The 26,655-nt window shown below is 69.7% G+C and carries 25 protein-coding genes; 17 read left to right on the top strand and 8 right to left on the bottom strand.

Annotated features, from left to right (window positions below):
• Nucleotides 1-30 precede the first annotated feature (30 nt).
• Together RN901_RS11035 and lysA are read left to right on the top strand one after the other, a co-directional pair.
• Nucleotides 31-1,467, top strand: coding sequence for a Na+/H+ antiporter NhaC family protein (locus RN901_RS11035; RefSeq protein ID WP_310758338.1), 1,437 nt, complete (start codon nt 31-33; stop codon nt 1,465-1,467).
• Nucleotides 1,464-2,828 carry a diaminopimelate decarboxylase gene (gene lysA / locus RN901_RS11040; protein ID WP_310758339.1) on the top strand — a complete coding sequence of 455 codons (1,365 nt, stop codon included), beginning with the start codon at nt 1,464-1,466 and terminating at the stop codon, nt 2,826-2,828. The genes RN901_RS11035 and lysA overlap by 4 nt, the downstream gene beginning before the upstream one ends.
• Here the strand turns inward: lysA and RN901_RS11045 are convergent.
• Nucleotides 2,791-4,650: a M1 family metallopeptidase gene (locus tag RN901_RS11045; RefSeq protein WP_310758340.1), complete on the bottom strand. Its 1,860-nt coding sequence runs from the start codon at nt 4,648-4,650 to the stop codon at nt 2,791-2,793. The genes lysA and RN901_RS11045 overlap by 38 nt on opposite strands.
• 78 nt (nt 4,651-4,728) lie before the next feature.
• On the opposite strand from RN901_RS11045, the gene RN901_RS11050 reads away from it, so the two are divergent.
• Entirely contained in the window at nt 4,729-5,949 is a 1,221-nt protein-coding gene (locus tag RN901_RS11050; RefSeq protein WP_310758341.1) for a DEAD/DEAH box helicase, read from the top strand.
• A gap of 96 nt (nt 5,950-6,045) precedes the next feature.
• On the top strand, nt 6,046-7,953 hold the full coding sequence (locus RN901_RS11055) for a gamma-glutamyltransferase (RefSeq protein WP_310758342.1): 1,908 nt from the start codon (nt 6,046-6,048) through the stop codon (nt 7,951-7,953).
• Between the two features lie 18 nt (nt 7,954-7,971).
• Here the strand turns inward: RN901_RS11055 and RN901_RS11060 are convergent, their stop codons facing one another.
• Nucleotides 7,972-9,759, bottom strand: a complete 1,788-nt coding sequence (locus RN901_RS11060) for an amidase (protein ID WP_310758343.1) — start codon at nt 9,757-9,759, stop codon at nt 7,972-7,974.
• On the bottom strand, nt 9,752-10,036 hold the full coding sequence (locus RN901_RS11065; RefSeq protein WP_310758344.1) for a hypothetical protein: 285 nt from the start codon (nt 10,034-10,036) through the stop codon (nt 9,752-9,754). Before RN901_RS11065 ends, RN901_RS11060 begins: the two co-directional genes overlap by 8 nt.
• A gap of 386 nt (nt 10,037-10,422) precedes the next feature.
• Here RN901_RS11065 and folE point away from each other — a divergent pair, with 386 nt between their 5' ends.
• The 5 genes from folE (at nt 10,423) to cutA (ending at nt 14,468) form a co-directional block, all read left to right on the top strand.
• Nucleotides 10,423-10,983, top strand: a complete 561-nt coding sequence (gene folE / locus RN901_RS11070) for a GTP cyclohydrolase I FolE (protein WP_310758345.1) — start codon at nt 10,423-10,425, stop codon at nt 10,981-10,983.
• A 49-nt stretch (nt 10,984-11,032) separates the two neighbouring features.
• Nucleotides 11,033-11,722 (top strand): hypothetical protein, encoded by a 690-nt coding sequence (locus RN901_RS11075; RefSeq protein WP_310758346.1) that lies wholly within the window; start codon nt 11,033-11,035, stop codon nt 11,720-11,722.
• 61 nt (nt 11,723-11,783) lie between these two features.
• Nucleotides 11,784-12,260 (top strand): tetratricopeptide repeat protein, encoded by a 477-nt coding sequence (locus RN901_RS11080; protein ID WP_310758347.1) that lies wholly within the window; start codon nt 11,784-11,786, stop codon nt 12,258-12,260.
• 19 nt (nt 12,261-12,279) lie between these two features.
• A complete protein-coding gene (locus RN901_RS11085; protein WP_310758348.1) occupies nt 12,280-14,151 on the top strand; it encodes a long-chain fatty acid--CoA ligase in 1,872 nt (623 codons plus the stop codon).
• A complete protein-coding gene (gene cutA, locus RN901_RS11090) occupies nt 14,148-14,468 on the top strand; it encodes a divalent-cation tolerance protein CutA (RefSeq protein WP_310758349.1) in 321 nt (106 codons plus the stop codon). Before RN901_RS11085 ends, cutA begins: the two co-directional genes overlap by 4 nt.
• Before the next feature lie 22 nt (nt 14,469-14,490).
• On the opposite strand, the gene RN901_RS11095 is transcribed toward cutA, so the two are convergent.
• Genes RN901_RS11095 through RN901_RS11115 form a run of 5 tightly spaced genes read right to left on the bottom strand, consistent with a single transcriptional unit; the run spans nt 14,491 to nt 18,924 of the window.
• Nucleotides 14,491-15,276: a cytochrome c oxidase assembly protein gene (locus RN901_RS11095; protein ID WP_310758350.1), complete on the bottom strand. Its 786-nt coding sequence runs from the start codon at nt 15,274-15,276 to the stop codon at nt 14,491-14,493.
• 9 nt (nt 15,277-15,285) lie between these two features.
• Nucleotides 15,286-15,975 carry an SCO family protein gene (locus tag RN901_RS11100; protein ID WP_310758351.1) on the bottom strand — a complete coding sequence of 230 codons (690 nt, stop codon included), beginning with the start codon at nt 15,973-15,975 and terminating at the stop codon, nt 15,286-15,288.
• Complete coding sequence (locus RN901_RS11105; RefSeq protein ID WP_310758352.1) at nt 15,972-17,561, bottom strand: DUF445 family protein; 1,590 nt, start codon at nt 17,559-17,561, stop codon at nt 15,972-15,974. The genes RN901_RS11100 and RN901_RS11105 overlap by 4 nt, the downstream gene beginning before the upstream one ends.
• Nucleotides 17,561-18,472, bottom strand: a complete 912-nt coding sequence (locus RN901_RS11110; protein WP_310758353.1) for a hypothetical protein — start codon at nt 18,470-18,472, stop codon at nt 17,561-17,563. The genes RN901_RS11105 and RN901_RS11110 overlap by 1 nt, the downstream gene beginning before the upstream one ends.
• Complete coding sequence (locus RN901_RS11115; protein ID WP_310758354.1) at nt 18,469-18,924, bottom strand: DUF1499 domain-containing protein; 456 nt, start codon at nt 18,922-18,924, stop codon at nt 18,469-18,471. Before RN901_RS11115 ends, RN901_RS11110 begins: the two co-directional genes overlap by 4 nt.
• 135 nt (nt 18,925-19,059) lie before the next feature.
• On the opposite strand from RN901_RS11115, the gene RN901_RS11120 reads away from it, so the two are divergent.
• Genes RN901_RS11120 through RN901_RS11155 form a run of 8 tightly spaced genes read left to right on the top strand, consistent with a single transcriptional unit; the run spans nt 19,060 to nt 26,622 of the window.
• On the top strand, nt 19,060-20,052 hold the full coding sequence (locus tag RN901_RS11120; protein WP_310758355.1) for a nucleotidyltransferase family protein: 993 nt from the start codon (nt 19,060-19,062) through the stop codon (nt 20,050-20,052).
• On the top strand, nt 20,049-21,290 hold the full coding sequence (locus RN901_RS11125) for a LeuA family protein (RefSeq protein WP_310758356.1): 1,242 nt from the start codon (nt 20,049-20,051) through the stop codon (nt 21,288-21,290). The genes RN901_RS11120 and RN901_RS11125 overlap by 4 nt, the downstream gene beginning before the upstream one ends.
• Nucleotides 21,287-21,898: a hypothetical protein gene (locus RN901_RS11130; RefSeq protein WP_310758357.1), complete on the top strand. Its 612-nt coding sequence runs from the start codon at nt 21,287-21,289 to the stop codon at nt 21,896-21,898. Before RN901_RS11125 ends, RN901_RS11130 begins: the two co-directional genes overlap by 4 nt.
• 2 nt (nt 21,899-21,900) lie before the next feature.
• Entirely contained in the window at nt 21,901-22,935 is a 1,035-nt protein-coding gene (locus RN901_RS11135) for an isocitrate/isopropylmalate family dehydrogenase (protein WP_310758358.1), read from the top strand.
• 34 nt (nt 22,936-22,969) lie between these two features.
• Nucleotides 22,970-23,290 carry a hypothetical protein gene (locus tag RN901_RS11140; protein WP_310758359.1) on the top strand — a complete coding sequence of 107 codons (321 nt, stop codon included), beginning with the start codon at nt 22,970-22,972 and terminating at the stop codon, nt 23,288-23,290.
• Complete coding sequence (locus RN901_RS11145; RefSeq protein ID WP_310758360.1) at nt 23,272-23,538, top strand: hypothetical protein; 267 nt, start codon at nt 23,272-23,274, stop codon at nt 23,536-23,538. The genes RN901_RS11140 and RN901_RS11145 overlap by 19 nt, the downstream gene beginning before the upstream one ends.
• A complete protein-coding gene (locus RN901_RS11150) occupies nt 23,535-24,719 on the top strand; it encodes an acyl-CoA dehydrogenase family protein (protein WP_310758361.1) in 1,185 nt (394 codons plus the stop codon). The genes RN901_RS11145 and RN901_RS11150 overlap by 4 nt, the downstream gene beginning before the upstream one ends.
• 19 nt (nt 24,720-24,738) lie before the next feature.
• Nucleotides 24,739-26,622 carry a CocE/NonD family hydrolase gene (locus RN901_RS11155; protein WP_310758362.1) on the top strand — a complete coding sequence of 628 codons (1,884 nt, stop codon included), beginning with the start codon at nt 24,739-24,741 and terminating at the stop codon, nt 26,620-26,622.
• The last annotated feature ends 33 nt before the right edge of the window (nt 26,623-26,655 follow it).

Here is a 26,655-nt window from a genome sequence, read left to right on the forward strand (position 1 = left end):
CGCGGACTGCTACACCCCGGGAGGATGTGAATGGCCGAAATCGCCCTGCAGGAAGTCGGCACGTACGGCTTCGCTTCGCTTCTCCCCCCGTTGCTGGCCATTGGCCTCGCGATCTACACCCGCCAGGTCTTTCTCTCCCTCGCGGCCGGCATCTGGCTCGGACACACGATTCTCTCCGGCTGGAACCCGGCCGCGGGCGCCGCGGGCGCGATCGATGGCGCGATCGGCGTGCTCGGCGACGCGGGCAACGCGCGGGTCATCGTCTTCACCTTCCTCATCGGCGCCCTCATCGCCACGGTGGAGGCGAATGGCGGAATGCGGGGCTTCGTGCGCTGGGTCGAGGAGGCCCGCTGGGTGACGAACGCCCGGCGCGCCCAGATCATGGCCTGGCTGATCGGGATCGTCGTCTTCATCGAATCGAATCTCACGATCCTCGTCGCGGGCTCGGTGTCGCGGCCCCTCTTCGACCGCTTCCGGATATCGCGGGAGAAGCTGGCCTACATCGTCGACTCGACCTCGGCCCCCGTCTGCATCCTGATCCCGTTCAACGCGTGGGGCGCGCTGGTCCTGGGGATCCTGACCGAGCAGGGCGTGGCCAACCCGCTCGGCGTCTTTCTCATCGCGATTCCGCTCAACCTCTATGCCGTCGCGGCCCTCATCCTCGCGGGCCTGACCGCCTTCCGGGGCTGGAACTGGGGCCCGATGAAGAAAGCCGAGGCGCGCACGCGGGACGGGCGTCTCCATTGGGACCACGCCGTGGCGCTCGCGGACCCGGAGGAGATCGCGCCGCCGCCGGCCGAGGGCGTCGTCCTCAAGCCTCGCAACATGCTCATCCCGATCGCGGCCATGGTCGTCTCCATGCCCGTGTTCATGTGGGTGACGGGTGGCGGCGACATCAGGGAAGGCTCCGGCTCGACGAGCGTGTTGTGGGCGGTCATCGTCGGGCTGGGGCTCGCCTGGGTCCTCGCCCTCGCGCAGCGCTCCCTCAATCTGGAGAGCCTGAGCCGGGTCGGACTGAAGGGGGCGGGGGCGCTCACCGGAATGGCGGTCGTGCTCTGGCTCGCGCTGTCGCTCGGCGACGTGACGAGGTCGCTGGGGACGGGTCTCTATGCGGCGGGCATCGTCGGAGACGGCTTCCCGCTCATGGCGCTGCTGCCGCTGGTGTTCGTCGTGACGGGCGCGATCGCCTTCGCCACCGGGAGCAGTTGGGGGACGTTCGCGATCATGCTCGCGGTGGCCATACCGCTCGCGAACGCTCTCGGCCTGCCGCCCGCGCCGTTCGTGGCAGCGGTGCTGTCGGGCGGCATCTTCGGTGACCACTGCAGCCCGATCAGCGATACGACGATCATCGCCTCACTCGCGTCCGCCACCGATCACATCGAACACGTCCGCACGCAGATTCCGTACGCGCTCGTCGCGGGAGGGATCGCGACCGCGGGCTTCGCGGTCGTCGGGGCGCTGATGTGAAGCACGTCCTCCCCGTTTCATGGTCGGAAGCCGACGGGCGCGGGCGCGTCGGCGGAGTGGCCCTGACGGAACTCGCCGCCCGGTTCGGGACGCCGCTGGTGGTCGTCGACGAGAGCCACCTCGAGGACCGCCTCACCCGCTTTCGCGCCGCTTTCGGGGCGGACGCCGGACTGACCTACGCAGGGAAGGCCTTCCTGTGCGGGGCCCTCGTGCGGCTGCTGGACCGGGAGGGCTGGCTGGTGGACGTCGTCTCCGGCGGGGAACTCGAACTCGTGCGGCGGGCCGGCTTCCCGGGGCGGAACGTCATCCTGCACGGGAACGCAAAGTCGGCCGCCGAGCTGGAACGAGCCATCGCGTACGGCGTGGGACGGATCGTCATCGACCATCCGGACGAGGTCGATGACCTCCGGAGGGCGGCGGCCGCCGTCGGATCCGGCCACCGTCCGGACCTGCTCCTGCGACTGAACGTGGATCTGGATCCGGCGACCCACGAGAAGGTGCGAACCGTTGGGCCGGGCACGCATTTCGGGATGTCGCCGTCCGTCGCGGCGTCCGTCGCGCGCCGGATCGCGGGCGCCGGAGAGTGGCGCCTGACCGGGGTCCACATCCACGCGGGCAGCCAGATTCGGGATCCCGTGCTCTTCTCCCGGGTCGCGGAGGCGGCCGTGGATTTCGTGGCGCCGCTTCGGCTCTGTTTTCCCGGGACGGTCGATCTGGATCTCGGGGGAGGGCTCGCGGCGCCCTATCGCGCCGGTGAAGAGGTCCCCTCGCCCCGGGAGTATGCCGAGGCGCTGCAGGTCGGCCTGGACCGGTCCGACGCGGAGGCCCGGCTCGGCGCGTACCGGCTCATCGTCGAACCGGGCCGGTCCGTGATCGCGAACGCCGGGCTCACCCTCTACACGATCCACGCGCGCAAGCGCCTCGATGGGGCCGGGGAGGCACTGGCAGTGGACGGCGGGCTCTCCGACAATCCGCGCCCATCGCTGTACGGGGCGAGCTACGAGGTGCTCAACGCATCGCGCGGGCGCGGCGACGCCCCGCGGTCGTTTCGCGTCGTGGGAAGGCACTGCGAGTCGGGCGATGTGATCGCGCCGGCGGCGACGCTGCCCGGCGACACGGCGGTGGGCGACGTGCTCGCCATCCCGGGCACGGGCGCCTACGTGTTCGCGATGTCGAGCCGGTACAACGGGGTCGGACGCCCCGCCGTCGTCTTCGTGCGGGACGGCGCGGCGCGGGAGGTGGTTCGCCGCGAAACGGACGACGATCTCCTGGCGTGCGACCTCTCGCTCGGCAGCCCGGAGCCGGCCCGCGGCGCCCGCCCGGTCAGCGCCGCCGCAGTTCGGCCGTCGCGAGCACGCTGACGTCGGGGTCGAAGCGCACGCCCTCGGCCCCGGCGGCACCCGGAATTCGCAGCGTCGCCTCCCGCGCATCGACGCGCACGCTCGCCCGGCGGCCGTCGGCCCCGCCGCCCTCGACCTCGAAGTCGAGATCGAGCGTGAACACCGGCCACTCCGCCGGTTGCGCCTGACGGATCGAGAGCACGAGATCCTCCGCCTCCGGGCCCCATTCCACCTCGAGCCGCGGGTGCCCGGGGCCGTGGACCCATTGGTCGAAGAACCAGCCCAGTTCGCGGCCCGAGGCCCGCTCGAACGCCGCCCGCACGTCGTCGGTGAGGGCCACGCGATGGAGGTGACCGGCGTAGTAGTCCCGGATCCCGCGGAAGAACGCCTCGTCCCCCACGTGATGTCGCAGCATGTGGAGGACCCAGGCGCCCTTCTGGTAGTTGTTCCGGTTCAACAGGTCGAAGAGCTGGTTCGAACTGGAGTCGACGATCGCCTGTCCCACCACGTCGGACCCCACCGCGACCTCGCGGCTCGCACCCATGAGCGCGCGGAAGGCGTCGACCCCGTCCCGGGCCTCGAAATAGAGCGGGCCGAAGTAGCTGGCGAAGCCCTCGCTGATCCAGAGGTGACTCCAGGACGCCGGGCTCACCGCGTCCCCGAACCACTGGTGCGCGGTCTCGTGGGCGATGACCCCCTCGCCCATGCGGCGCTCCTCCCAGGCGCCCCGCCCGTAGAAGATCGCGCTCGAGTTCTCCATGCCCCCGAAGCGGGTCGACGACTCCACATGGGCGAGCTTCTCATAGGGATAGGGCCCGATCAGCTCGCTGTAGAAGTCGAGCATGTCCGGCGCGCGCGAGAAACGCTGCGCCCCGTAGTCGCCATCGCCCGCCAGCGCCCACACGGACACGGCCGCGCAGGCTTCCCCTCCTCCTTGGGGGCGAGGCGCCGCGGGGGAGAGCCCGCAGCCCGCCGCGCCGAGGGGGCGACGCTCGAAGCGGGCCATCCCCACGACCATCGTATAGGAGGGGATCGGCGCGCCGGGATCCGTCTCCCAGGTCCACACGGTCCCGCCCTCCGCCCCCGGACGCGTCTCCACGAGACGTCCGTTGGCGATGACCTCGAATCCCTCCGGCGCCAGTACCTCGAAGCGGGCGGTGGCCTTGTCCAGAGGGTGGTCGTTGGAAGGGAACCACCACCGGGCGCGGTTCGGCCAGTTGTCCGCGAACACGGCCGGCTCGCCGTTGCGGTCCTCGCCGAAGAAAAGGCCGTTCTCCGGCGCGCCTCCGTATTCGATGCGGATCTCGCGCTCCACCTCGGCGGCGGACGGCTCGAACGGGCCTACCGTGAGCACCGAGCCGCCCCGTCCGAACTCGACGGTGCGGCCATCCATCGTCACGGACGCGACGTCCAGCCCGATGAAGTCGAGGTCCACCCGGTCCGCACCGGCGGCGAGGTCGCCGCGAAGCGTCGCCACGGCGCCGAACGCGCCCGAGGCGGGGCGCGAGAGGTCGAGTTCGAGCCGATAGTGCGCGATATCGAAGCCGGCGCGATCCGCCGGGCGCCGGAGTTCGATCCCCGGTTCGGGGGCCACCGAGGCGGCATCGAGCGTCGCCTGCTCCGCCGGAATCCGCGGCGGGCGCGGTCCCTCCGGGGCCGGCCGACAGCCGGTCGACAGGCCCGGCAGGAGGCACAGGGCGAGCGCGGCGCGGCGGAGCTTCGCCCCTGCGGACCCCCCTCCGTCTTGCGAAGCGACTTCCCGCGCCCCACCGTGGCGGCGCATGCTCCGTCGGGCGAAGACCCGACGTCTGTCCGATTCCATGGCGAAACGAAGTCTGGTCATCCTGCCCGCTCCCAAAAAAACGCTCGCCTGCCCGGCGGTCCGCCCGCCGCGCCCCGCGACTCATGAGACGGTACGCACGTGAGTGACGAAGGGCACCCCTTCGCCCAACTCGGTCTCTCCCCCGATCTCGTCGAGGCGGTGGAAAGGGCGGGCTACGTCGAGCCCACCGGGATTCAGCGCCAGGCGATCCCCGCCATCCTCGCCGGCCGCGACGTTCTCGGCACGGCCCACACGGGCACCGGCAAGACGGCGGCCTTCACCCTGCCGGCAGTGCAGCGGCTTGCGGCCACGGAGTCATCCACCGCCCCGCGGGGCCTCGTCATCACGCCGACCCGCGAACTGGCGCAGCAGGTCGAGGCGGCGGTCACGACCTACGGCGCCGCGTCCTCCATCGAGTCCGTCGTCGTCCACGGCGGCACCCCGCTGGGGCCCGAGCAGGCGGAACTCTCGTTCGGGTGCGACGTGCTCGTCGCCACGCCGGGCCGGTTGCTCGACCACATCAAGCGCGGAAACGCGGACCTGTCCCGCGTCGAGGTTCTCGTGCTCGACGAAGCCGACCGCATGCTCGACATGGGGTTCATCGACGATGTGAAGGAGATCGTTCGGCACACGCCGGACGACCGGCAGACGCTTCTCTTCTCGGCGACGATGCCGAACGGCGTCCGCTGGCTCGCCCATCAACTGATGACCGACCCGGAAGAGGTACAGGTGGGCCGGGAGACGGCGGCGGAGGGGATCCGCCAGGTCCTCCACCCAGTGGACTGGTCACAGAAGCACGCCCTCCTGCACCACCTGCTCGGCGAGTGGCCGGAGGGGCAGGTGCTCGTCTTCACGCGCACGCGGGTAACGGCGACCTACCTCGCCGACTATCTGCGGTCGCACGACGTCGCGGTGGCGGGGCTGCACGGCGGCAAGCACCAGGACCAGCGCGACAAGGCGCTGCGCCGCTTCCGCGAAGGCTCGATCCGGGTCCTCGTCGCCACCAACGTGGCCGCGCGAGGTCTGGATATCCGCGGCATCCGCCATGTCGTGAACTTCGACGTGCCCGAAGACCCCAGAGACTACGTGCACCGCGTCGGCCGCACCGCGCGCGGCGACGACACCGGCGACGCCATCACGCTCATGGCGTCGAGCGACTGGGTCGAGATCAGAGCGATCGAACGCCTCCTGGGCGACACGATCGAGCGCCGCGTCGTTCCCGGCTTCGAACCCGAGGTGGAGCCGCCGCCCCCGGAGGAGTCGGAGGTCGAGCGCCCCGAGCCCACCGCTCTGAGGCGCGGGATCCGACGCCGGCGCTAACAGCCCGGCCTGCCAGCTTCGGTCCGGCTTTCGCCGCGCGCATGGCGGGGTCCATATTCGGCTGTCGGCTCGCTCGGTCCCTACCCGGAGGATTCCATGAAGTCTGTCGCTTTCGGCTCCCGCTCTCCCCGCCACGTCGTGACGCCCCGCGTCGCGCTCGCGGCCCTGCTGCTCCTGGCTCTGCCCCCGGTCGTCGAAGCCCAGCGCACGGCCAAGCCGGTCCTGCACGGGCGCCACTGGATGGCGATCACCGGCAAGCCGCTCGGCGCCACCGCCGGGGCGCGCATGTTCCACCAGGGCGGAAACGCGGTCGACGCGGCTGCCGCCATGCTCGCCGCGACGTCCACCATGTGGGATGTGCTCTCATGGGGAGGTGAGACGCAGGCGCTCATCTATCATCCGGGAGAAGGGCGCGTCATCGGCGTCAACGCGCTCGGCGTGGCGCCGACCGGCGCGACCCCCGACCACTACCGCGCGGAGGGCCACGACAACTTCCCGCCCGAGACCGGCCCGCTGTCGGCCGTGACACCCGGCACGCCCGGCGGGCTCATGACGATGCTCGCCGAATGGGGCCGGCTGAGCCTCGCCGACGTGCTTCAGCCCTCGATCGAGATGGCGGGCGGATACCCGATCGAAGCGGACGCGGCGCGCCGTATCCGGAATACGGTCGACGAGATTCGGCAGTGGCCGTCGTCCATGGAGGTCTACTTCACCCACCCGGACGACGCGGAGAACCCGGGCCCGCGGGAAGGCGAGATCTTCCGGCAGCCAGGCCTCAAGCGGACGCTCGAACGCCTCGTGGAAGCCGAAGCCGAGGCGCTGGCGGGAGGCGCCGGCCGCAAGGAGGCGATCTACGCCGCGTACGACGCCTTCTACCGGGGCGACATCGCAGCGGACTTCGTCGCGGGCGCTCAGGCGGCCGGCGCGCTCATCACGATGGAGGACATGGCGAGCTGGCAGGTCTACCTGGAGGAACCCGTCACCGCCAACTACAAGGGGATCGACGTCTACAAGCTCACGACCTGGGTCCAGGGGCCCGTGATGCTGCAGGCGCTCAACATGGCCGAGCAGCTCGACCTCAAGGCCATGGGATACAACAGCGCGAACTATCTCCACGCCCTCTACCAGGTGATGAACCTCTCCTTCGCCGACCGCGACTTCTATTACGGGGACCCCTACTTCCCGCCCGCGGAGCCGATCGAGGGGCTCCTCTCGAAGGACTACGCGAGGGCCCGGCTCGAGACCATCGACTGGGACCGGAACGATCCGAACGCGGGGCCCGGCGATCCCTATCCCTTCCAGGGCGAGGAGAACCCCTTCGCCGACCTGCTCGAGCGCTGGGGGACGCGGGCCGAAGTCACGACGGAGCAGGGCGTCGAACTGTCGCTGGATGACCACGCGGCGCTCGACGAAGACTTCTATCTGGGCACGACCTCCGTGCAGGCGGCGGATGCCGAGGGCTGGGTCGTCTCCATCACGCCCTCCGGCGGATGGATCCCCGCCGTCGTCGCCGGGGAGACCGGGATCGGGCTCTCGCAGCGGGCCCAGAGCTTCGTCCTCGACGAGGCGGACAACCCGTACAACGTCATCGAGCCCGGAAAGCGCCCCCGCGCCACGCTCACGCCGGGCATGGCGCTCAAGGACGGCCGTCCCTTCCTCTCCTTCGCCGTCCAGGGCGGCGACGGACAGGACCAGAATCTGCTCCAGTTCTTCCTCAACGTCGTCGAGTGGGACATGAACGTGCAGCAGGCGGTCGAGGCGCCGAACATGAACAGCTTCCAGATGCGCGGTTCGTTCGGCCAGCACGAGACGCGCCCGGGACGGATGCTGCTGCAGGACGCGACGCCGCCCTGGATCCGCTCCGCCCTGGAGTCGATGGGATACGACCTGACCTTCTCGGAGCGCACGTCCGGGCCGATCAACGCGATCTTCTTCGACTGGGAGAACGATGCCTTCTGGGGCGGCTCGAGCCACCACGGCGACGACTACGGCATCGCCTGGTGACCGCTGGCTAGCGTGGCACTATTCGCCGCGCTCCATCACGTCGAACAGATCGTAGCGCCCCGGTGAACGGGTCCGGCCGCCCCGGCGGTCGGATCCGCCGCGCGGGCCGTCCCCTTCTCCGTCCGCGGGCCGGAGGTCGCCGGGGTCCGCGGGGCGCCGCAGGTGCCAGTCCGTCGCGCGCTGGTACGCCGCGATGACCGCGAGCAGGTGGTGCTCCGCGTAGGGTTCCGCGCCGAACATGCCCCCGATGGGTCTCGGGTATCCCGTCGACCCGGTCTCGAACCCGATCGGGAAGCCGATGAGCGGCAGCCCCACCATGTCGAAGGGGAAGGGCGCCGTCTGCGTCACCAGGTCGCAGCGGCCGAACACGTCGTCGAGGATCTCCCTCAGGAGGACGAGCCGGGCCCGCGAGCCGCGCACGTATTCCGCCGCGGGAAGGAGCAGCCCGTTGATCCATGGCGCGAGCGAGACGCCGAACTTCCTCACGTCATCGCGAAGGTGTTCGAGGAAGATCTCGGAGCGCTCCGGGAGCCGCACGTTGTTGAAGTTGAAGCTCGTCAGCGTCTCCCAGTGGGTGGGGAAGTCGAGTTCGACGATCTCCGCCCCCATCTCCTCGAGGGTCGCGAACATGTGCCGCCGCGCCTCGACCGTCGCCACTTCGCGGCGGTACGCCGCCTGCGTCCGCTCGCGCCGCGGGAACGAACTCCCGATGCGGTCGATGTCGGGGTCCGGGTCGGGCTCGGGATCCTCCGGCGGCTCGGGCTCGTCGAGAAAGCCCGGCAGGACGCCGATCCGCACCGCCCCCCCGCGCTCCGGATGCGTGAGCGCGGCGTCGTCCCCGCTCACCGCCCCCAGGTAGTCCGGGACCGGTGGGAGGCCGAGGGACCGGGGGTCCGCGGGGTCCGGCCCCGCCATGATCTGCAGCATCAGCGCGGCGTCGACCGCGTCCCTGGCGAGGGGGCCCGGGTGATCTCGCGTGTAGGTGAGAGGGAGGATGCCGTGCAGCGAGACCCGGCCCATCGTCGGCTTGATGCCCGTCAGGGCCTGCGCGTTCGAGGGGTTCGTAATCGAGCCGCCCGTCTGCGTCCCCGTGCTCGACGCGGCCATGCGCGCCGCGACCGCCGTCGCCGATCCGCTGGATGACCCGCCCGGGCTCACTTCGTCGTGGTGCGGAGCCCACGCGTTCGCCGTCGTACGCTCTCCGGTGGGGGTCGAGGCGGCCGTCGTCGCGAGCGGTCCCATCTGGGTCTTGCCGAGCAGGATCGCGCCCGCGTCGCGAAGCCGGGCCCACGAGGTCGCGTCGAAGTCCGGCACGAAGTCCTCGAAGATGAACGAGTTGGCCGTCGTGCGGACCCCGGCCGTGAAGTAGTTGTCCTTGATCGCGAGCGGTACCCCCGTCAGCGGCGCCCGCCCGCGCGTCCGGTCGGCGGCCCGGGCCGCCTCCAGCGCGGACTCGGAAACCACCGTGTTGAACGCCTGGTAGCGGGGGTCCCACCGCCCGATCCGCGCGAGATACGCCTCCACGAGTTCGACCGCGCCCACGCCGCCGTCACGAAGGAGTCGCGCCGCCTCCGCGAGCGTGAGTTCGGTCGGGTCCGCGGGTTGCGGACGGCCCGTCCGCGGCAGGTCCAGTTCGTCCACGCGCCCCGCCACGATCCGGCCGCCCGCCCCCGTCCCTCCCGAGGGTCGCATCCCGACGCCGGACCCCGTGTTCGAAATCGCGCCGAGGGTCGCGGGAGTCGCCATGGCCGTCGCGGTCAGCGCCGTCATCCGCTCGAGGAAGCGGCGCCGGTTCAGTTCACCCACGGTTCCACGCGGTCACTTCGGCGGGGTAGATGGCCGGCGGCGGCCCCAGGGGGTCGAACTCGAAGTCGGCGATCGCCCCGGGCGTCGACCTCAGGAAGCGCCGCGCGGACGCCAGGATGCGGCGTTGATCCGCCGGCGCATCCTCGTCGTCGTCGGGAAGCACGGAGAGATCGACACCCGCGAGCGCGAGGCGCGTGCGGATGTACGCGTCGAGCTGCTCGTCCGTCACCTCCTGTAACGACGCGACGGAACGTGGCGGCGAGGGTCGGCGGGCCATGGCGCCTCCGTTGGGGAGATGTTCGGAAGCATCATGGTGCCGGCGATCGCCGCGCGCCACCGGGGCGCTCCGTTCGGCGTGCGCCGCAGGGGTTTGCCGCGAACCCGAAGCCGCACTAACGTTCACGGAGACGGATGCAAGGCCATATTTCTTGAGCCAACAATTGCCCATAGAGTCTCCGATCCGGAGGCGGACGTCATGCCCTGCGGGGACGGCGGAAACCGATGGGAGGGGCCGAACCGTGTTGCGGAGGGCTTCAAGAAATCCCCTTGCATCTGATTCTACAGAGGGGGTGACCCACGGGTCGCCCCTTTTGCATCCCGGACGGGGCGCGGCGGCGCCCCGCATTCGTCCGGGGACATCCCGGAACACTCCTGGAGGAGGCCGTGAGCGAAGAGCGCCTGTCGCGTCTCGTCCGCGAACAGCTCGAGTTGCTCGGCGAGGACCCCGACCGCGAGGGACTGGTCCGGACGCCGGCACGCGTGGCCGACGCCCTCGAGTTTCTGACCCGCGGCTACGGCCAGACCGTTGACGAGGTCATCGGGACGGCGATCTTCGAGGAACCCCACGATTCGATGGTCATGGTCAAGGACATCGAAGTCTATTCGCTGTGCGAGCACCACATGCTCCCCTTCTTCGGCAAGGCGCACATCGCGTACGTCCCTAACGGACGCATCATCGGGATCTCCAAGTTCCCCCGCATCGTCGACGTGTTCGCCCGCCGGCTTCAGCTTCAGGAGCGCCTGACCGAGGAGATCGCGCAGGCGATCGAGGACGCGCTCAACCCGCAGGGCGTCGGGGTGGTCGTGGAGGCCATTCACCTCTGCATGATGATGAGGGGTGTCGAGAAGCAGAACTCGAAGACGATCACGAGTGCGGTGCGCGGCCTGTTCCGGCGGGATCACCGGACGCGCGAGGAATTCCTCCGCCTGGCACACTCGCTCTAGCAGCCCGTGAGGCTGTGCGGGGCGGCGGGGGACGGTACGAGGCGGCGGCATGTTTCTCGAACTGGCTGAGGTCCTGGACTGTCCCGACTGCGCGTCGTCGGCCGGGCTCGTCGCCTTCGTCGACCGGGCGGAGTCGCGTCGCGTGGTCGAGGGCCGGCTGGGCTGTCCCCTGTGCGAGATCGAGGTGCCCATCCGCGGCGGGACGATGCGGTTCGATCTTTCCGATGCCGCGCGACGCGCCACGCCGAGCACCGGGACCGCGCGCCCCGCCGGGGCGGCCGCTCCGGAGGCGGCACTGCGCCTCGCGGCCCTGCTGGGCGTGAGCGACCGGGCCGGCATGGTGGTGCTCCTTGGCCCGCGACTTGCCGCGCACGCCCCTGCCATCGCCCGCCTCGGAGACCGTCTCGAGGTACTCGTCTGGCTGCCGGACCCCGGCGACGGTTCCGCCCCGGCCGCCGTGGGCGTCGAGGATCTCGTTGCCGGCGTCGATCCTCTCCTGGGCGCGGCGCCGCACCGCTGGCCGATCCGCTCCGGCGCACTGCACGGCATCGCGCTCGCCGCCCCCATGGCGCTCCAACTGTCCGAGATCACGCGCTGCGCGCGGCCCGGCGCGCGCCTCGTGGTGGAGAATCCGGCCCCCGCGGACCTCGACTCGCTCGCCACGTCGGAGTTCGCGGAAGTCGCCTCCGACGCCACCATCTGGGTCGGTGAACGCAGTCCGAAATTTGCCTCAGCTTGACAAGACGCTATAATTCCCCGTTGTCGCCAGATGTGTGGGGGTGTGTGTGGAAGAAGGTTGAGTGAGACATAAGATCCAGCTCGCTCGGGGGGGAGGTGGCATGGTGTGGTGGAAGATCTGGGACAGTGACGGACGGCGCCGACGGAGACAGCCGGACTTCTATGAGGAAGGCGTGGAGTTGGTTCGGCAGGAGCTCTACCATGAGGCGCTCATCTCGTTTCGTCTCTCCTTGAAGTACAACCCGCGGCATCCGGCCACACTGGAACAGATGGCCGTGGTGTACACGCACATTGGACTGACCGATGATGCGGTTCGCGCCTACGGGGCCGCCCTCGAGGAGCGCCCGCGCAGCACCGCGGCGCACTACGGCCTGGCTTTCCTCCTGCTGAAGAAGGGCGCCGAGCGGGACGCCTCGCGGCACCTTCAGGAGTTCCTCGCCTATGCGGGCGGGGACCGGGAAGAGCCGAGGCATCTCGAGCATGCCCGGCGCACGCTGCAGCGGCTGGGTGTGCCGGTCGCGGAATCGGTCGCCCACTAGCGGCGCGCGCACCAGCAGCGTGCAGGTCTCGAGCCCGCTCCCGGACGACTATCGCCCCGGCACACTGCCGGAACTCTTCCTCGACGGGCTCTCGCGGCCCCGGGATGACGCGGCGCGTACGCGGGGAGCCGACGGCGTCTGGGTTTCGACCTCCACCGATGAGATCGGACGCCGCGCCCGCGCCATCGCGCTCGGGCTCCGGACAAGGGGATTTGCGCCGGGCGATCGCATCGCGATTCTCTCGCAGACCCGCCTCGAGTGGGCCCTGGCGGACTGGGGCATCGTCATGGCGGGGCTCACCTCCGTTCCCGTCTACCCGGTGCTTCCCGCCGACCAGGTGCGCTATATCCTCGCGGACTCCGGCGCGCGGGCCGTATTCGTGGAAGACCAGGAGCAACTGGACAAGATCGCGGAGGTAGAAGCCGACCTTCCCGCTCTGGAACTGGCGATCGCCTTCGGGCCCGTGACGGCGCCCGAGGGGTCCTCGCTCGCCACGATGCAGGTGGACGCCCTCTCCGACCTCGGCGAGGCCGCGCCCGAAGCGCTCGCGGCGACGTACGAAACACACGCCCGAAAGACGCGTCCGGAAGACCTGGCGACGCTCATCTACACCTCGGGCACGACCGGCGATCCGAAGGGCGTGATGCTCACGCACGCCAACTTCCATTCGAACGCGGACATGGCGTTGCGGGTCTTCCCGATCGACTCCACACACGTGGCCCTTGCGCTCCTGCCGCTGGCCCACGTGTTCGAGCGCACCGTCGGCCACTACATCATGTGGCGAGCGGGGGTCACCGTCGCGTACGCGGAGTCCCCCAACACGGTGGCCCGCGATCTCGGCGAAGTCTCGCCCACCTTCATGGCCGCCGTTCCGCGCGTGTTCGAGAAGGTGCTGGAGAGGGCCGAAGCCAGCGCCCGGGAGGCGGGTGGCGCGAAGCAGGGGATCTTCAACTGGGCGCGTCGCGTCGGCGAAGCCCGCGCGATGGCTGAACTCGAGGGACGCCGGGTCGGGCCGGGTCTCCGTCTCCAGTCCGCGCTCGCCGACCGCCTCGTTTTTTCGAAGCTGCGCGCCCGCACGGGAGGGCAGATCCGCTACTTCGTGAGCGGCGGAGCCCCCCTCTCGCCCGCCGTGGCCCGCTTCTTCTTCGCCGCGCACCTGCGCATCGTCGAAGGGTACGGGCTCACGGAGACCTCGCCCGCCGTCAGCTTCAATCCGATCGACGCCATCCGCCTCGGCACGGTCGGGAAACCGATCCCCGGCACCGAAATCCGGATCGCCGAGGACGGGGAGATCCTCGTCCGCGGGCCGCAGATCATGGCGGGCTACTACAACAAGCCCGAAGCGACGGCCGAGGCCATCGACGAGGACGGCTGGTTCCACACGGGCGACGTGGGCGAGATCGACGAGGACGGATACCTCCGGATCACGGACCGCAAGAAGGACCTCATCATCACCGCCTACGGAAAGAACATCGCCCCTCAGCCCGTCGAGGCGGCGATCAAGCTGCACCCGATGGTGGCGGAAGCCGTGATGCTCGGCGACGGGCGAAAGTTCCCGATCGTCATCGTCGTGCCCGAATTCGAGGCCGTCCGTCCGGAACTGCACGGAGTCGAAGAAGCGGCGGACGCCGACCTCGTCACGGACGCCCGGACGCGCGAAATGGTCGAACGGGCCGTAGGGGAATGCTGCCGCGACTTCGCGCACTACGAGCGGCCGCGCGACGTGCTTCTCGTCCCCGGGCCGTTCACCGTCGAGGGCGGGGAGTTGACGCCGACGCTGAAGGTCAAGCGTCGCGTGATCGAGACCCGTTTCGCCGATGCGATCGAAGCGCTTTACGAGCGGGCCGAGGACGCCATGAGCGGGCGGGAGAAAGAGCGGGATCGCCCGTGAGCGACGTCGTGGTTGGGCTCGTCACGGGGCCTGACCGCGAACAACTCGTGCGGCTCGGGCGGACCCTCGTCGACGAACGGCTCATCGCCTGCCTGAACGTGGTGAACGGCGTGACCTCCGTCTATCGATGGGAGGGCGAGGTGTGCGAGGAAGCGGAAGCCCTCGGCATCCTCAAGACGGCCGCGGCCCGCAGCGATGCCGTCGAGCGCCGCATCCGCGAACTCCACCCGTACGATGTCCCCGAGGTCCTCTTCATTCCCGTGGCCGCCGGCTCCCCACCCTACGTGGACTGGGTCTCCGAACAGGTGAGCGACTAGCGGTCCGTGGCGACGCCCCGCCTCAGCCGGCGGCGTCGTTCTCCGCGCGGTACCAGAACCAGAAGATGACGCCCGCCGCGGTCCACAGGATCGTGCCTCCGCCGATCCGCATGATCAGCCCGGCCAGCCGCTGGTCCTCACCCGCGGAGAGCGTGCCCACCGGAGGCGCGAGTTCGTACGTCGCGTAGAACGGGAGTTCCGCGAACGTCAGGAAGACATACGGCAGCGTCATCAACACCGTGCTCGCGATCAGATAGCAGATTCTCACGCCGAGCGGGAAACGCGGTCGGTGCGGGATCGAACTCACGACGGGCCACCAGAAGACGAGTCCGCCGCCCAGCCAGGCCATGTCGAGCGCGAGCGAGCCCGCCTGCGAGGCCATCAGCCCGTCCACGACCTCCGGCCAGTGCGTCGCGATGACGACCGCATTGAACAGCAGCAGCGCGATGAGCGGCCGCGTGACGAACCCGAGGACGGAGGTCGTCCTGCCGCGGCGCACTCGCTCCAGCGCCGCGCGCGGAAGCCCCGCGATGAGGAGAGGCGGGGCGAGCAGCGCGATGAGGAGGAACTGCACCATGTGCACCGAAGCCAGGTATCCCGAACCGAGCGCGCCCACCGGCCAGTCCAGCGCGATCCAGAGCGTGAGCGCGCCGCCGGCGAAGCGGGCGATCTCCAGCCGCGAAGGCGCGGCGCCACGGGTGAAGGCGCGGTAGGCGAGGCACAGGAGCGCGATGAAGAGCCAGACGCCCGGATAGGGGCGCCACGACCAGTCCCAGGGGATGCTCTGGGCCGCACACCACCATTGCATCGCGAGGCCTCAGTCGTCGCCCGTGCCCGCTTCGCCCGCCGGCTGCGAAACCGACCGGTTGAGACGCAGGAGCAGGGGGAGGTCGTGCCGCCAGTCGGTTTGCCGCACGCCGCTCGGGTACAGCGCCCGCACCAGGCCGTCGCCCGTCACGGCGACGACCGGCGTCGCGTGTCCCACGAAATAAGGCTCTCCCGCGCCCGGCGGGGGCGAGGTCTCTTCGATCTGCGCGGGCGGCAGGTGGAATCCGGCCTGGATCTCGTTCACGGTCTCGCCCTCCCCGGTGAGGCCGACGAAGGAGGCGTCGAAGAGGTCCAGCCAGCTCCGCAGCCGGTCCGGCGTGTCGCGCGCGGGATCCGTTGTCACGAAGACGACTTCGATCTCGCGGCGGTCCGCGTACGAAAGGTCGTCGAGGGCGGCCCCGAGCACCGCCATCTGCACCGGACAGATGTCGGGGCAATGCGTATAACCGAAGAAGAGCAGCGTGAGCGACCCCGCGGTCTCCGGCCGAAAGTCGAACCGGCGCCCCCGGGAGTCCGTGAGGGTGAACTCCGGCGCCTCGAACGGCTGTTCGACCGCCAGCCCCCGAAGCTCCCCCGTGCCCTCCGTTCGGTCGATCGCCGTGTCGGGCGAGGCGCAGGCGAACACGGCGAGACCGATGCCGCACGCGACGGCGCCGGCGGCGGCGCGCGCCGGCCTCATCCGAACAGTCCCCGGATGAATTCGAGCACCGGCAGGGAATCGAGAATCACGAGTCCGGTGCCGATGCCGGCGCCGAGCAGGTAGCCGAGCCGCACAATGAGGTCGAATTCACGCTGGCTGATATCGCGAACAAGGTGTTCGATCCGCTCGATGGAGAAGTTCTCGATCTTCGTCGAGATACGTTCGGCGATCCGGATTCGCCCCGCCACCTCGGGCACCCGGTTGACGATCCAGTCCCACGAGGGCGCGGCCAGCGTATCCGCCAGCCGTACCGCGGCGTCCTCGCGCAGGAAACGCCCGAGCCGCCCGATCGGCGTGTGAAGGAGCCGGTCCGCCATCGGCTCGGCGATCGAGTCGAAGAGGGCACGTCCCGCGTCGGACCGAAATCCCGCGGCGAGCGAAGCCGCCACGCGGTCGGCCGGAACGGCACGGAGCACGTCCGCCCAGCTCCTCTCCCCGAAGCGCTGGAGCAGTCCCTCGAGTCGGTCGAGCAGGAAGGCGCGCGAGCCCGGATCCCGCGCCGCCTTCACGAGCCACTCCGCCAACGCATCGAGCGCGCTCTCGACCTGGGGATCGCCCGCGCCGCCGATGACCTCCGAAGGAGGGTGCCGGAGGAACTCGACGACGCCATCGTTCACGTGCCGCGCGATCGCCGTCTGGACCTCCGGTTCGCGCAGCACGCCGCCGAGGCGGTCGGCGCCTTCCTCGCGCAGGGTGTCGAGCGCGTGCGTCACCGTTTCCTCGGTGACGATGAGGCGGGCCACGACGCGTTGGTGGAAGCGGAGGTCCTGCATGAAGCGGTCGAACAGCTCCCCGAGCACATGCTCGATCCGCTTCCTCGCGTCCGGGTCGTCCAGCAGTCGGCTCAAACGCTCGATCGCGACCGGAAGGTAGTCCTTGATCGCGTGCTCCAGCGCGGCCACGAGCCCCGCGGGAATCAGCTGCTCGAACGTCCGGTGCGGCCTGAGCAGTTGCCGCGCGGCCTCGTCCAGGTGGCGGCGTACCGTCATCTCGAAGGCTGACGAATCGACGAGCCGCGCGAGCCAGCCGTCCATCGTTTCGCGGATGGCGGCGATCCGTTCCGGCTCCAGCGTCTGCGCGAGCGATTCGTCGCTCAGCGACTCCCGGATCGATTCGAGGAGGCGCCCGGATTCATCCCCGAAATCCGGGGAATCGAGCGTCCCGGCCAGGAACTCCCGGCCCTGCCCGAGAATCTGCGTGAGGATGTCACGGACCTCTGCGAGCGCGGCCTCGGGGAGGAGATCGGCCAGCGCGGGCTGCTCGCCCTCGCTGAGTTCGATCGCCAGTTCCCGCAGTCGCTCCCGAAAAGCGGACTCGAGTTCCCGCAGTTCGGCGGTGATGTCTTCCGGTGTGAGGAGCGCCCCGCCGACGACGCCACCGACCGAATCCGCCAGCCGCTTCTGATTCTTCGGCACCGCTCCCTGCAGCCAGCGGACGGGGCGGCCCAGAATCTTCGGTGGACGGTAGGGATGAAAGATCATCCAGACGGCGATCCGGTTCGTAATCCCGCCCGCCAGGGCGCCGAAGGCCACCGTGACGAGGGCACGCAGCCAGTCGAATTCCATCAGGGAGAAGGCAGCGTGGCCGCAAACCCGTTGAAGTCAAGCACCTCCGTTCCGACGTAGACGATGGCCTCCATGCGGATGAGCGTCCCATCGCCGGGGTCCTCGTCGGGCAGCGGCCGAAAACTCCCACGGACCGTCGTACCGGAGATCTCGAACCGCCAGGCGGAGGCCGAGCCGCCGGTCCCGCCCGGATCCGGCGGCTCGAGCGTCACGTCGCCCCAGGCCGCGTCGACGCCGTGCAGCCAGGTGTGGGCGACGGCCGGCTGGCCGATGGTGCCCGCGTGGACGACGAGGCCGTTCCCGAGCGAGTCGGCGAACACGAACGTTTGACCATCCGTCACCGCGACGGGGATGCTCAGCGCCCGGGCGGCGCGACGAAAAAAGAGGATGCCGGGCACGGCCCTGTCGCTCATCTCCAGCGCCGCGATCCCAAGCGACTCCCGCTGGCCCGTGGGTCCGGTCCAGACAGACACTTCCTCACCCGCTATGAGACGCACCGCATCGATGTCTTCGCCCTCGGGTTCGCTGAACAGAAGACTCACGATCTGTCCGGCATCGCCGACACGCACCGCCATCGCCGGCGTCGGCAGAAGGCGCCACGCCGCCCGGGCCACGGGCATCGTGTCGCGCGTCAGAACGAGGGGCTGCCACGCATCGCCGTCCACGAGCCGCACGTCGTAGTCAAGGCGCAGATCCTCGCCCTCGGCAGTCTGATCGAACGAGCCGATGAACGCCGTCCCGTCGACGGCCGCGAAGAGCAGGTGCGTCAGGTAGCGTGCGTCGACCGCCGGCGTGAGCGGCTCGCCGGCGATTTCTCCGCGAGCCTCCGTCGTTCCGTCCGGCGGGGGTCCCGCACAGGCGAAGAGGACCAGGGCGGCACCCGCCGCCCCGGGCAGCCATCGCCCGATCACGTCTCCCCCGGCGCGTCCCACGCGTCCCCGCCCGGAGCGGGGTCGGGCAGCCTGGCTCGCGGTCCCAGGGCCCTGTCGAGCGACTTCAGCATGCCCCGGATCCTTCGCCGGTTCATGCCGAGATCGAAATTTCGCCGCCGCGCGCGCGAGAACGCCTCGACCCGCGTGAGCCCGTTCGAATCCAGGGCAACCCAGATCGTCAGGTCATCGACCCACCGCAGGAGCGGGACCACGCACCGCACGGAGATGAGTCCGAGGTCTTCGTCACGGTGGGCGAGCGTCCACCACCAGCGCCGCCTGACGTATTTCAGCAGTTGGTCCCAGACGCGGGAGAAGGCCACCTCGTAGAGGCGCGGTTCGGGCCCGCCCGGCGCGCGGGTATCCGCCGAATTCTGGTGAAACCAGCGGGAGAGCCCGCCAGCCTGCCCGCCGTCGGGAGATGCCTCCGTCACCCCGGAAATCCTCGGTCCGCGGTTGCCCGCGTCCGCCGCGGACGGATAACTTTGCGGTCCGCGGGGCCCGGTTGGCCCGGGCTCCCGGCCCCCGCAGACAGCAGGACCACTCTCCCGAAACTCTGACGGCTTAACATGCAGGCCATAATACCGTTGGCGGGAATGGGTACAAGGGTCCGTCCCCACACCCACAGCCGTCCCAAACCCTTACTCCGCGTGGCCAATCGGCCCGTGCTTTCCTACGTGGTCGAGCAACTCAGAGCCGAGGGCGTCGACGAGTTCATCTGCATCACCGGGCACCTCGCCGGCCAGATCCGGGCTTTCATGGCGGAGGAGTTCCCGGGCCTCTCCGTCACCTACGTGGAGCAGGCCACCCAGCGCGGTACGGCGGACGCGATTGCGCTGGCGGAACCCCACGTGACCGGGCCGGTCATCATCGTCTTCGTGGACACGCTCTTCGATGCCGACTTCGGCGTGCTGCACCGCCACGCGTCCGCATCCGGCATCATCTGGGCCAAGGAGGTCGAGGACTACCAGCGGTTCGGCGTCATCCTCACCGATGAAGCGGGATACATGAAGCGGATCATCGAGAAGCCATCGGAACCCGTATCGAAGCTCGCGAACATCGGCGTCTACTACGTGAAGGACCATGAGCTGCTGTTCGAGGGGGTTCGGCATGTGATGGACCTGGATCCCCACCTTGGCGAGTATTTCCTCACGGACGCGTTCCAGTACATGATCGACCGTGGCGCACGTCTCCATACGGCGGAAGTGGGCGGCTGGTTTGACTGCGGGAAGCCCGAGACGCTGCTCGAGACCAACCGGATCATGCTCGAACGCGGACACGGAGGAGATCCGGATCTCCCGGACTCCGTCGCCGTCGACGGGGCCATTGCGGTCGCGGCGGATGCCATCGTCGAGACGTCCGAAGTCGGCCCGAACGTGAGCGTCGCATCCGGATGCCGGGTCCGGGGTTCGCGCCTCCGCCACACCATCGTCGGCGCGGACAGCGTCATCGACGACTGCGATCTCGTAGATTCGCTCGTCGGGGACCGTGTGACGCTGCGCGGCGTGCGCGGGAGAGTGAACGTGGGAGACGACGGCGTCGTCGAAGGCGAGCGGACGTGAGCCAGGACGAACTCATATACGACTGGAACGCGCTTCCGGGGAGCCACGACTACGCGGCGACCCGGGTCGAACTGGACGACGAAACGCTGCGCGACGGCCTCCAGAATCCGTCTGTCAAGGACCCGCCCATCGGGAAGAAGATCGAACTCCTCCACCTCATGGTGGACCTCGGCATCCACGCGGTCGACATCGGCCTTCCGGGTGCCGGTCCCCGCGCCTACGAAGCGTGCCTCGCGCTGGCTCGGGAGATCGCCGATTGCGAACTCCCGATCGAGGCCAACGCGGCCGCCCGCACGGTCAAGGCCGACATCGAGCCCGTGGCGCGCGTCCAGCAGGCGACCGGCCTGAACATCGAGGTCGCCACCTTCATCGGAAGCTCGCCGATCCGCCAGTACGCCGAGAACTGGGATGTGGACCAGATCCTCTCTTCGACGCGCGACGCCATCGGGTTCGCCATCGGCGAGGGACTCGATGTCATGTACGTGACGGAGGACACGACGCGGTCGCGGCCCCGGACGCTCGCCCGGCTCTTCTCGGCCGCGGTCGAGGCGGGGGCCCGGCGGATCTGCCTCGCGGACACCGTCGGCCACTCGACGCCCCACGGCGTGCGGCGACTCGTACGTTTCGCGAAGGACATCGTGGCCGGCACCGGAGAATCCGTGAAGATCGACTGGCACGGACATCGAGACCGCGGCTTCGGGCTGGCGAACGCGCTGGCGGCGATCGAGGAAGGTGTCGACCGGGTGCATGCCACCGCGCTCGGGATCGGCGAACGGATCGGCAACGTCGAGATGGATCTGCTGCTCGTGAACCTCCACCTGCTCGGGACGCACGATCACCCGATCGACCGGCTGTCGGACTACTGCCGCCTCACGGCGGAGATGTGCGGCGTCGAGGTACCCCACAACTATCCGGTCATCGGGGACGACGCCTTCCGGACCGGGACCGGCGTACACGCGGCCGCGATCATCAAGGCCATGCAGAAGGGGGACGGCTGGCTGGAGGACCGCGTGTACAGCGGCGTCCCGGCTTCGATCGTGGGGCGGAGACAGACCATCGAGATCTCTCCGGTGTCCGGTCTCAGCAACGTCCGCTTCTGGCTGAGCCAGCACGGATACGACGGGGGGGATGAGGCCCTGTGCGAGGCGCTGTTCGGACTCGCCAAGAAGTGCGACCACACGCTCTCGCAGGAGGAAATCGAGGCCGAGATCGCCCGCGTCGAAGCGGCGCGGGCATGAGACGCCGGACAGCGTCGTCCTGCACGCTCGCCCTTCTCTCCGCGGGGGCGCTGGCGGCGCAGCAGCCTCCGGCCGACAACCCTCCGGCGGTGCCCGCGGGCGTGCCGGTCGTCGTCCTTCCCGTGCAGTCCGCACTGCCGGATCCCGGAGGGACGTGGGTCGGGGGGACGGGGAGCGCACGGCGCACGATCGATCTTCTCAACGCCGAGATCGAGTTCGCGTTCGGCGAGGAGGAGGGGGCCGCACATTGGGCTCTCGCGCCCGCCGTGGAGGCTCGCCTCGCCCGCAACCCGATGATCGACGTCGACCCGGGGCGGCTCGCCTACCAGGGCCTGCTCGTCGCGCCGGATTCCCGGGCGCAACTCTACGAACCGCTCCACACGCAGCTCCGCCAGGTGGCCGCCCTCTTCGGGGCCCGCCTCGTCGTCCTGCCGCTCGCGGTCTCGTATCGGGAGAGCCGAGCCGTGCTGCAACTCGCCGTCATCGACGTGCGGCGCAGCGCCGTGCTCTGGCACGGCCCCGTCGCGGGGGCGGTCGCGGAGGCCGCGTCCCCATTCGCGCTCACCACGCTCGCGTTGCGCGTGGCCGATCAACTCGCACCTTCGTGACCATGAAGCCGCTACACGACGTCGTGTTGATCCCGGGTGACGGCATCGGCCCGGAGATATCCGAAGCCACGGTTGCGATCCTGGAGGCCGCCGGCGCGCCCATCCGCTGGCGCGAGTGCCTCGGCGGCGTCACCGCGATGGAAGCGGCCGGAGAGCCGCTTCCGCAGGCGACTCTCGAAGCGATCGAGGCGACGGGGGTCGCCCTCAAGGGGCCGCTCACGACCCCCATCGGCTCCGGCTTCCGGTCGGTGAACGTCGCGCTCCGCAAGCACTTCGACCTCTACGCGAACGTCCGGCCCGCGGTCACCCTGCTCCCGGCCGCCCGCTACCAGGACGTGGACCTCGTCATCGTGCGGGAGAATACGGAGGGCCTCTACGCCGGCATCGAGCACTTCATCGGGATGGAGAACGATCCGCGCGCCGTCGCCGAATCCGTCATGCTCATTACGCGCTACGGGTCTCGCCGCATCGTGCGCTTCGCGTTCGAGTACGCCCTCGCCCACGACCGGCGTCTCGTGACCCTCGTCCACAAGGCGAATATCCTCAAGTACACGCAGGGTCTCTTCCTCGAGGTCGGGCGCAACGTCGCGGCCGAATACGAGGGAAGGGTGGAATTCGACGAGAAGATCGTGGATGCCACGGCGATGCAGTTGGCACTGGACCCGCACCGCTTCGACGTGATCGTCACCGAGAACATGTTCGGCGACATCCTCTCGGATCAGGTGGCCGGACTCATTGGCGGGCTCGGCTTCGCGCCGGGCGCGAACCTGGGCGAGCGGGCGGCGATCTTCGAGGCGGTGCATGGATCGGCGCCGGACATCGCGGGGAAGGGGATCGCGAACCCCACCTCCCTCCTGCTCGCGGGCTGCCTCCTGCTCGACCACCTGGATGAACCCGAGGTGGCCGCGCGCATCCGCGCCGCCCTGCACCGGACCCTGCAGGAGCGCGCCGGCTATACTCCGGACCTCGGCGGTTCCGCGAGCACGGCGGAGTTCGCCGGCGCCGTCATCGAGCGACTGGATGCCGCCGGTGAATGACCGGCGCGGAAGGACCGGCACGGAGCGCGAGCGGATGGAAGAGCTTCATTTCAAGGGCGTGATGTGCGGCGCCTGCGGCCAGATGTTTCCCAAGGGACAGTTGGACGCCGACGACTGGTGCGAAGCCTGCGGGCCCCGCATGCAGCGGCGCATGCGGCTCTGGCGGCACGTGGTCGCCGCGTGCATCACGCTGCCGTTCGCCGTCTGGGTCGTCATCTGGCTCCGCTCCTCTCCCGACCTCGGTTTCCTGCCCGCGTACGCGTGGGGGCTGCCGCTTGTGGCCGCGTACTATCTGGGTTTCCGCATCGGCCGCGAGGTCGTGAAGGGCTACACTCGATGGCGGCTCGGCCGCTAGGCGTCCGGCCCGGCAAGCGCGCCGGCATCCGGACGGTGCTGGGGCTTCCGGCAGCGGCGCTCGCCACCATGGTCGGGATCGTCCTCGTCATCAACGCGCATGTGTACGGCTGGCCGGGGGTCGCCGCGGGCATCCTTCTCGCCGCGGCCGGCGTCGCGCTCGGCGTCCATTGTTTCCGCGCGGATTCGTCCGCCGTCCCTCATCCCGCGGCCAAGGGCTGCCCGGAATCCGGAGAAATTCACGAATGACTTTCGAGGGTGTCGACTACTTCGATCTCGATGCGCTCCTGCACGAAGAGGAGATCGCGATTCGGGATCTGGTGCGCGAGTGGGTGGACCAGGAAGTCCTGCCCATCATCGGCCACCACTACATCGAACGCACGTTCCCGCGGGAACTCATCCCGCAGATGGGAGAACTCGGCTTCTTCGGGGCGAACCTCCCCGAGGAATACGGCTGCGCCGGCCTCAACAACGTGGCCTACGGCCTCATCATGCAGGAACTCGAGCGGGCGGACTCGGGCATCCGCTCCTTCGTCTCGGTGCAGGGCGCCCTCGTCATGTACCCGATCTTCGCCTTCGGATCGGAGGAACAGAAGCGCGAGTGGCTGCCGCGGCTGGCGAGCGGCGAGTCCATCGGCTGCTTCGGCCTCACCGAGCCCGACTTCGGCTCCAACCCCGGCGGGATGATCACGCGGGCCGTGGAGGACGGCGACGAGTGGGTCCTCAACGGCGCCAAGATGTGGATCACGAACGGGTCGTTGTCCGACGTGGCGGTGATCTGGGCCAAGACCGGGGACCTGGACGACGTCGGCTCGATCCGCGGCTTCATCGTCGAGACGGGGCGCGACGGCTTCTCCGCCAGCGACCAGAAGGGGAAGCTCTCCCTCCTGGCCTCCGACACCTCCGAACTCGTGCTGCAGGACGTGCGGGTGCCGCGCACGAACCTCCTCCCGGGCAGCGGGGGGCTCAAGAGCCCGCTGAAGTGTCTCACGCAGGCGCGCTACGGGATCTCGTGGGGGGCCGTCGGCGCCGCCATGGCCTGCTACCGGGAGTCGGTCGAGTACGCGAAGAACCGCGTGCAGTTCGACGGGACGCCGATCGCGCAGACGCAGATCCAGCAGGTCCGGATCGCGGACATGCTCACCGAGATCACGAAGGCGCAGCTTCTCTGCCTCCGGCTCGGCCGGATGAAGGACGAGGGCACGATGCGGCCGCAGCACGTCTCCCTCGCGAAGCGAAACAACGTGAACATGGCCTGCGAGTGCGCCCGCGAGTCGCGGCGGCTGCTCGGCGCGAACGGGATCCTCGCCGAGTACGCCTCCATGCGTCACATGGCGAACCTGGAGTCGGTCTATACGTACGAGGGCACGCACGACATCCATTCCCTCATCCTCGGACACGACGCGACCGGGCTCCCGGCCTACAACTGACGAGCGGGACGAGAACGACATGAGGAGAATCACCGCCATCTTCCTGCCCGCCCTTCTGGCGGCATGTGCCGCCGAACCCGGCACCGACGACGCCGGAGGAGAAGCGCCCGACCGCGTGTCGGAGTTCGGCCGCTACGAGGGGTACAGCGAGCCCCGGTACGACGGCTGGGTCACAACCTCCCGCTACGTCGAGATGCGCGACGGCGTGCGGTTGGCGGTCGAGGTCACCCGCCCGGCGCTTGGGGGCGCGCCGGAGAGCGAGCCCCTGCCGGTCGTGTGGACGCATTCCCGCTATCACCGCAATCCGGGCCGGATCCTCCGCGTGATCGCGCCGGACCTGGATCCGCTCCCGGACATCCGCTCCCAGGTCGACGCGAACGAGGATCTCCAGCGCCTCGTCCTCCACGGCTACGTGGTGGCGGCGGCCGGTGTGCGGGGGAGCGGGGCCTCCTTCGGCCGCTACGAGGGGCTGTTCTCGGAGTCGGAGACGACCGATGCGGTCGAACTCATCGAGTGGCTCGCCTCGCAGCCCTGGTCGGACGGCAACGTCGGCATGTACGGCGGTTCCTACCTGGGGATCACGCAGTACATGGCCGCGTCCCGCAACCCGCCGGCGCTCAAGGCGATCTTCCCGGATGTCGCGGCCCTCGACATGTACGATCTCATGTATCCCGGCGGCGTGTACCGGGATGACCTCATCGGGCACTGGGGTGGCCTGACTCGCGAGTTCGACGTCTCCATTCCGGCCCCGGCGGTGGACGAGGACGTCGAGGGGGTGCTCCTGCGGCAGGCGATGGAGGAGCACGAGGACAACTGGGACGTGCTCGAGCAGTACGGCGCGGGGCGCTATCGGGATCATGCGGCGCCCGAGCTGGCGTGGGAGCGCCACGGACCCAGCGGCGTGCTCGAAGACGTGCTCGAGGCGGGGGTTCCGGCGTACCACTGGAACGGCTGGTACGACATCTTCGTCACCGACGCCACGCTCTGGTTTGCGAACTACCGCGGGCCGCAGAAGCTGGGCATCGGGGCCTGGCCCCACTCCGGCATGCCCGACCCCGCGTTGATGGCCGAACGCATCGAGCTGTACGCGGTGGAGCAGCACCGCTGGTTCGACTACTGGCTCAAGGGCATCGACAACGGCGTGCTCGACGAGGCGCCGATCCACTACGCCATCATGAACGATCCCGGCGACTGGCGCTGGGTGTCGTCCGACGTGTGGCCGCCGGAAACGACGAGCCAACGCCTCTTCCTCGCGCCCGGGGCGAGCGGGAGCGTCGCATCGGTCAACGACGGCGGGCTCTCGCCCGACGCACCCACGGCCGAGGCCGCGTTCGACGAGTACCTGGTCGATCTCTCGACGACCACCGGGACCTCCAGCCGCTGGGACAACGCCGTCGGGGCGGCGCCGGAGATGGTGTACCCGGACCTGCGCGACACCGATGCGAAGTCGCTGACCTACACGACTCCGCCGCTGGTGTCCGACCTCACGGTCACGGGCCACCCGGTCGTGACGCTGTGGGTGACCTCGTCGACGCGGGACGCCGACTTCTTCGTGCTGCTCGAGGAAGTGGACGCGGAGGGATCCTCCCGCTACGTGACCGAGGGCGTGCTTCGCGCCTCGCATCGCGAGCTCGCGGACGCGCCGTGGGACAACCTCGGCCTCCCCTTCCAGCGCAGCTACGCGAGCGACGTCGAACCGCTTCCGGACGAGCCGGCCGAACTGCGGCTCGATCTGCACCCGACCTCGACCGTCTTCAACGCGGGCCACCGGCTGCGCGTAACGGTCATGGGCGCCGACCGCGACAACGCGGAAGAGGTGTCGGAGGACCCGCCGACCGTGCGCGTGTACCGCTCCGCGACCCATCCGTCGAGCGTCGAACTTCCCGTCGCGGCGGGTTCCTAGCGGAGACAGGAGCCGCCGGCCGAGCCCGCGCCC

The organism is Candidatus Palauibacter soopunensis, from assembly GCF_947581735.1.
In the GTDB taxonomy this organism is placed as follows: Bacteria; Gemmatimonadota; Gemmatimonadetes; order Palauibacterales; family Palauibacteraceae; genus Palauibacter; species Palauibacter soopunensis.

What these genes read in the sequence shown, in the direction of transcription:
- RN901_RS11140 (WP_310758359.1), top strand. Translation starts at nt 22,970, where the DNA reads ATGGAAGAGCTTCATTTCAAGGGCGTGATGTGCGGCGCCTGCGGCCAG.
- RN901_RS11095 (WP_310758350.1), bottom strand. Translation starts at nt 15,276, where the DNA reads ATGCAATGGTGGTGTGCGGCCCAGAGCATCCCCTGGGACTGGTCGTGG.
- RN901_RS11130 (WP_310758357.1), top strand. Translation starts at nt 21,287, where the DNA reads ATGAGACGCCGGACAGCGTCGTCCTGCACGCTCGCCCTTCTCTCCGCG.
- RN901_RS11105 (WP_310758352.1), bottom strand. Translation starts at nt 17,561, where the DNA reads ATGGAATTCGACTGGCTGCGTGCCCTCGTCACGGTGGCCTTCGGCGCC.
- RN901_RS11035 (WP_310758338.1), top strand. Translation starts at nt 31, where the DNA reads ATGGCCGAAATCGCCCTGCAGGAAGTCGGCACGTACGGCTTCGCTTCG.
- RN901_RS11075 (WP_310758346.1), top strand. Translation starts at nt 11,033, where the DNA reads ATGTTTCTCGAACTGGCTGAGGTCCTGGACTGTCCCGACTGCGCGTCG.
- RN901_RS11155 (WP_310758362.1), top strand. Translation starts at nt 24,739, where the DNA reads ATGAGGAGAATCACCGCCATCTTCCTGCCCGCCCTTCTGGCGGCATGT.
- RN901_RS11100 (WP_310758351.1), bottom strand. Translation starts at nt 15,975, where the DNA reads ATGAGGCCGGCGCGCGCCGCCGCCGGCGCCGTCGCGTGCGGCATCGGT.
- RN901_RS11145 (WP_310758360.1), top strand. Translation starts at nt 23,272, where the DNA reads ATGGCGGCTCGGCCGCTAGGCGTCCGGCCCGGCAAGCGCGCCGGCATC.
- RN901_RS11150 (WP_310758361.1), top strand. Translation starts at nt 23,535, where the DNA reads ATGACTTTCGAGGGTGTCGACTACTTCGATCTCGATGCGCTCCTGCAC.
- RN901_RS11065 (WP_310758344.1), bottom strand. Translation starts at nt 10,036, where the DNA reads ATGGCCCGCCGACCCTCGCCGCCACGTTCCGTCGCGTCGTTACAGGAG.
- RN901_RS11120 (WP_310758355.1), top strand. Translation starts at nt 19,060, where the DNA reads ATGCAGGCCATAATACCGTTGGCGGGAATGGGTACAAGGGTCCGTCCC.
- RN901_RS11045 (WP_310758340.1), bottom strand. Translation starts at nt 4,650, where the DNA reads ATGACCAGACTTCGTTTCGCCATGGAATCGGACAGACGTCGGGTCTTC.
- RN901_RS11135 (WP_310758358.1), top strand. Translation starts at nt 21,901, where the DNA reads ATGAAGCCGCTACACGACGTCGTGTTGATCCCGGGTGACGGCATCGGC.
- RN901_RS11055 (WP_310758342.1), top strand. Translation starts at nt 6,046, where the DNA reads ATGAAGTCTGTCGCTTTCGGCTCCCGCTCTCCCCGCCACGTCGTGACG.